Here is a 5,189-nt window from a genome sequence, read left to right on the forward strand (position 1 = left end):
AACTGGTGCCCTTGACAGGATTCGAACCTGCGGCTTTCTGCTCCGGAGGCAGACGCTCTATCCCCTGAGCTACAAGGGCACGTCGGCAGATTATACGCTATGATGGTAAAAAACGTCGAGCAAAGCGAAGGAAATCCAAATTCATGAACGAAACCATCCGATTGGAGCGCATGAGCAACGGCGCTGACGCCATCGGGCACCTCGAAAACGGGAAAACGGCGTTTGTCGCAGGTGGGGCACCGGGCGATGTGGCAACCGTCGAGGTCGTCGAGGACAAGCCGACCTTCGCGCGGGCACGCCTCGTCACGCTCGCAGAGCCCTCCCCCCTTCGCGTGCAGCAGCATTGCCTGCAAGGCGACGTGTGCGGGGGGTGCCCCTGGCAGCACCTCTCCTACGACGCCCAGATCGAGGCGAAGCGCGCCAACGTCGTGGCAGCCCTCGTCCATACGGCCCGCTTCGAGGCAGCACGCGCCGAGGAGCTTGTGGGTGCCTGCCTGCCGAGCAAGCGACAATGGGGTTATCGCAACAAGCTGGAGTTGGGTGCCGCGCGCGCCGACAACGGCACGTTCCTGCTGGGCTTCCACCGCGAAGGCACACACGATATCGCCACGCCGGAAACCTGCCCTTTGGCCCATGATGCCATCACCAAGGCACCGAAGGCGCTGCGCGGCGCACTCAAGTTTGCGCAAGGCACCCAGGACCTCGGCATCTTCCGCGTAGGCGTACGCCACAGCTTGCGCACCCGCGACCTGGAGATAGCGCTTTGGACACGTCCAGGCTCGTTCCCCCGCGCCCACGTGGCGAAGACCGTCAAGAGCGCACTCAAGGCCACGAGCATCGTGCGCGTGCTGGCCGACTCAGGCAAAGCGCGCAAGATCAAGGGAGTCGAGACGCTGGAGGGCAAAGGCTGCTGGGGCGAGGAGCTGGCCGGAGCGGTATTTCTTACCAGTGCACCATCGTTTTTCCAGGTGAACACCGCCCAGGCTGAAAAGCTGATCGAAGAAGTGATCTTGGGGCTCGGCGGCCGCATGGGGGAAGGCGGCCCAGAGGGCCTGGACGGACTGCTGGTGGCCGACCTGTATTCCGGCGGCGGCACGTTCTCGGTACCGCTCGCGAGCGCGGGTGCCGACGTCATCGCCATCGAAGCAGCGGGCTCGTCGGTACGCGACCTGCGCCGCAACGCCGAGATGAACGGCGTGGACATCGAGGTCGTCGGCGGCGACGCCGCGCGCGAGCTGCCGGAGCTCGGCGGTCTGGACGCCCTCGTCGTGGACCCGCCGCGCGCCGGCCTTGCCGACGGCGTGGTGGAAAGCATCGCCGCCGCAGCGCCCGAGCGCGTGGCCTACGTCAGTTGCAACCCTGCCACCTGGGCGCGCGACGTCGCGCGATTCGAGGCGAACGGGTACCGCCTCGTGCGCGTGCGCCCCGTCGACCTTTTCCCCCAGACGCACCATGTGGAAGTAGCCAGCATCTTCGAGCGCGCCTAGCACCGCCGAGGGCAAAGGAAGGAAACGACCATGATCCTGTCTGACAAGACGATTACGCGCATGCTCGAAGAAGGTTCTCTCTCGGCCATGCCTTTGGAGGAGGGGCAGATACAGCCCGCAAGCATCGACATACGGCTCGGCACCACGTTCAGCGTAGTCGAAGACCGTGCCGACGGCATCATCAACTTAGAAGACGAGATACGCTACAAAACCATCGAATCGGACACCTACCTACTCCTGCCCGGCCAGTTCGTGCTGGCCACAACCATGGAGTACGTATCCCTTCCCGACAATCTGACCGCATTCGTCGAAGGCCGCAGCTCGCTTGGGCGCATGGGGCTTTTCGTCCAAAACGCCGGCTGGGTCGATCCGGGTTTCGAAGGCGAAATAACCCTCGAGCTGTTCAATGCGAACCGCTGCGCTATCAAGCTGCAGAGCGGACGGCGCGTGGGCCAGCTGGTCTTCGCTCAGCTCGACAGCAAGGCGCTCAACCCGTACCAGGGCAAGTACCAAGGACAGCGCGGGGCAACCGGTTCGCGCGTCTTCCTCGACGGCGACATCCGCCCATAGTCGATCGCCCCTTCATCCCCGAAGGGAGGCATGCTCGAACGCTCCCTCTTTCGACAGGGAGACGGCATGAGGTGCCGGCACAACCCTGCGACGACCGTCAGGCCGCAACCGAGGTCCCACCGTGCCCGCAACCGAGGTCTGCAAGGCGTTTCAACGAGTCGGGCGAGATTCTATTCGATATCGCTCAGGATCTCGCCCGGCTCGTGGCCGGCATCGAGGAACAGCTTGCGGGTAACGAAGTTCCACACCATGACGATGAACGTGACGGCGATCTTCGAGATACGGTAGTCGATGCCCAGAAGATCGGTGCCCGCCCACAGGCACACGTTGTTGATCCCCAAGCCGATCACCGATAGCACCACGAATATGACGAACTCGCGACGGCGGCTCATATCCTGCTTATGCGCAAACACGTAGCGCATGGATGCCACGTAGTTGAACACAACGGATACCGTGAACGAAATAGTGGCGCTGACGAGGTACTCGATACCGAAGACTTCGGTCAAGAAGACGAGCAGGCCGTAATCGATGACAAACGCGACAACCCCCACGATGCCGAACTTCATGATCTGAGCGACCAGCTTCTTCATGCCGAGCCTTCCCCTTCTTGGGCTTCGCGCCTCTTCGCGTGCAGGGCAGACGCAACCCCGCAGAGCCTTTCGCGACACGCCCGGCCCACCTGCCACCTCACTGATCAGTACGACGTCTCTTCAGAAACCCGTTAATTGTGGCATAAACGCGGCGAATATCAAGGGGTTTGCTCAGATGGCCATCCATTCCGCTCGCCAAGCTTCGCCGCTCGTCCTCCATAAAGGCGTTGGCCGTCATGGCAACGATGGCAACGGTGCCGGCATCGGCTCGGCCCAAGGCTCGGATGGTCCGCGCCGCCTCGTAGCCATCCATGTCGGGCATCTGCACGTCCATAAGGATAAGGTCGTAGTAGCCGACGTCCGAAGACTTGAAACGCTCGACTGCCTCGAGCCCCGTGGATGCCGCCTCGACCTGCGCACCCACCATGCACATAAGCTCGGTGGCAATCTCCAGGTTAAGGTCGTTGTCCTCGGCAATGAGCATGCGGAAACCCGAGAAGTCGTACGCAGGGAACTCAACCGCCTTGCAGGAAGCGTTCCCATCCTGCTCGCAGGGCACGTCCGTTGGCAGCAAATCGGCCGTAGCCTTGGCAAGCGGCACGTCGACCGCAAACGTCGAGCCGTGGCCCGCCACGCTGGACACATGTATGCGGCCACCCATAAGCTCGACGAAACGCTTCGTGATGGCCAGCCCGAGCCCCGTTCCGCCGTGCTTGGCCGCCACCGACGCATCGCCTTGCTCGAACGAAACGAATATCTTGTCCAGGTGCTCAGGCTCAATACCGCAGCCGGTATCGACCACAGCGAAACGCAGCCACACTTCCTCATCTGCTCCTTCGATGCAGCCCGCTCGGCAACCCAAGGAGCCTTCACGCGCGACCTTGGCCCCAGCAGCCTCGCCGAGCTGCTCTATGCGCAGCGTGACACTGCCGCCCTTCGAGGTAAATTTGAACGCATTCCCCATAAGGTTGTAAACGACTTGGTTCAGCCGCAGCGGGTCGCCGACCACGCACTCAGGAACCGCGCCCCGCACCTCAGTTTCGTAGACGATGCCCCGCTCTGCCGCCTGCGTGCGAAACATCGCAGCAAGGGAATCGACGAACGTGCCCAGGTCGAAAGGCGCGCACCTGATCTCGATCTTGCCGCTTTCGATCTTGCTCATATCCAGCACATCGTTGATCAGGGAGAGCAGATGCTCCGAGGAAAGCGACACCTTTTCCAGGCAGGTGCGCACCTTGGCATCGTCGCCAACACTGCGCAGGGCAATGGCCGTCATGCCCATGATGCCGTTCATGGGCGTACGTATCTCATGGGACATGCGCGACAGGAACTCGGATTTCGCCATGTTCGCATGCTGCGCCTGCACGAAGGCGTGCTCGGCCCGGCTTTTCTCTTCAGCCAGAAGGCGGGTGCTGCGCTTTGCTTGACGGTAGTAGAGGAAAAAGAACAGCAGGGTAGCCAGAAGGACGGTGCCGCCGACCATGAACATATTCATGGAAATGATGCCGCCCAGGGCCGCGATATCGCCGTCGATGGCGCTGTAGGGCATAACCGTACACAAATACCAATCCGTATCGACCAGGGGCATGAAGTACAGGTACTCGGCTCGACCGCCGTACACCACCGGCACGTTGATCGTGTCCCCGCGGTCGAGCGCCGAGAGGATGTCGACCTCGCTGTGCCCGCGCTCGTAAACGGCGCGCTGCGAAAGCAGGGCAAGCAGGCTGTCGCCCGGCTCGAGTCCGCTGTCCCGGTCGCCGATGACACAGTCCCCCACACGATCGACCACGATAGTGCGGGAGAAGCCGTCGAACAGCGTCAAGTTCAGCCGCTCGCTCAGGTCCATGGCGTCGAAGCCGCACGCTACCTTCGTCGCCGTCGTCTCGCCAAAGGACAATGGCGCGATATCGCGTACCAGCACGACCATGTCGTCGTATAGCAGAACACGGCGCCCCTGGTCGTTGCGATACAGGATCGACTCATGCGCGCTCGCTGTCGCATCGTCAGGCACAGCACCCTCGGCAGTGAAGAACCGTCCGCCTTCGGTGCACAAGGCTAAAAACCGGTAGTCGTCGCTGCCTTCCTGAGTCTGCAGGTAGCCCTGCACGTCGGCTTGGCTTTGGGACCTCAACGGGACAAGCCCGCTTGCCACCGTGGACAGCTGCGTGAACTTGTTCTCAACACCTCCGTTGAAATGGAAGACGACCTGCTTGCTCAGCTCGTTTAGATACACCTCGCTGACACTGGCTACAACCTCATCGGTCGCCTTCTGCGTCGACACGATCGCGTACGACAGCAGAAGCGCGACGACCACGCCAACGGCAATGACCCCGAAAGCCACGCAACGGCGCTGTTGAGAACCGAAACAACCACTCATAGTGCAGGACATCCCCCATCCACCTCGCTGGAACTGCGGGCAGTTTACCATCGGCGCCCGTTCCCTTGCTGCTGGAGGCCTTACCGCTTGGCAACAGGTCAATTACGCATCACGGGATCGAAAGGAACAGGCAGCGTCTGGCGCATCGGCAGGCTTTCAGGTAGG

The 5,189-nt window shown here is 62.0% G+C and carries 4 protein-coding genes and 1 tRNA gene; 2 read left to right on the top strand and 3 right to left on the bottom strand.

Going from position 1 to position 5,189, the window contains the following annotated elements:
- Positions 1-3: 3 nt before the first annotated feature.
- Positions 4-79: transfer RNA gene (locus RR842_RS11725), tRNA-Arg, on the bottom strand.
- Between the two features lie 64 nt (positions 80-143).
- Here RR842_RS11725 and rlmD point away from each other — a divergent pair.
- Both rlmD and dcd read left to right on the top strand, forming a co-directional pair.
- The gene (rlmD, locus tag RR842_RS11730) at positions 144-1,487 is read left to right on the top strand and encodes a 23S rRNA (uracil(1939)-C(5))-methyltransferase RlmD (RefSeq protein WP_332518632.1); all 1,344 of its coding nucleotides are present in this window, start codon (positions 144-146) and stop codon (positions 1,485-1,487) included.
- Positions 1,488-1,517: 30 nt separating this feature from the next.
- Complete coding sequence (gene dcd, locus RR842_RS11735) at positions 1,518-2,057, top strand: dCTP deaminase (RefSeq protein ID WP_332514290.1); 540 nt, start codon at positions 1,518-1,520, stop codon at positions 2,055-2,057.
- 170 nt (positions 2,058-2,227) lie between these two features.
- On the opposite strand, the gene RR842_RS11740 is transcribed toward dcd, so the two are convergent.
- Positions 2,228-2,647, bottom strand: a complete 420-nt coding sequence (locus RR842_RS11740) for a GtrA family protein (RefSeq protein ID WP_332514289.1) — start codon at positions 2,645-2,647, stop codon at positions 2,228-2,230.
- Between the two features lie 97 nt (positions 2,648-2,744).
- Positions 2,745-5,024, bottom strand: a complete 2,280-nt coding sequence (locus RR842_RS11745; protein WP_332729835.1) for an ATP-binding protein — start codon at positions 5,022-5,024, stop codon at positions 2,745-2,747.
- Between the last annotated feature and the right edge of the window lie 165 nt (positions 5,025-5,189).

Source organism: Gordonibacter sp. (assembly GCF_036667095.1).
Taxonomy (GTDB): domain Bacteria; phylum Actinomycetota; class Coriobacteriia; order Coriobacteriales; family Eggerthellaceae; genus Gordonibacter.

Excerpts from the sequence above, each read along its gene's own strand:
- rlmD (WP_332518632.1), top strand. The coding sequence starts at position 144 with ATGAACGAAACCATCCGATTGGAGCGCATGAGCAACGGCGCTGACGCC.
- dcd (WP_332514290.1), top strand. The coding sequence starts at position 1,518 with ATGATCCTGTCTGACAAGACGATTACGCGCATGCTCGAAGAAGGTTCT.
- RR842_RS11740 (WP_332514289.1), bottom strand. The coding sequence starts at position 2,647 with ATGAAGAAGCTGGTCGCTCAGATCATGAAGTTCGGCATCGTGGGGGTT.
- RR842_RS11745 (WP_332729835.1), bottom strand. The coding sequence starts at position 5,024 with ATGAGTGGTTGTTTCGGTTCTCAACAGCGCCGTTGCGTGGCTTTCGGG.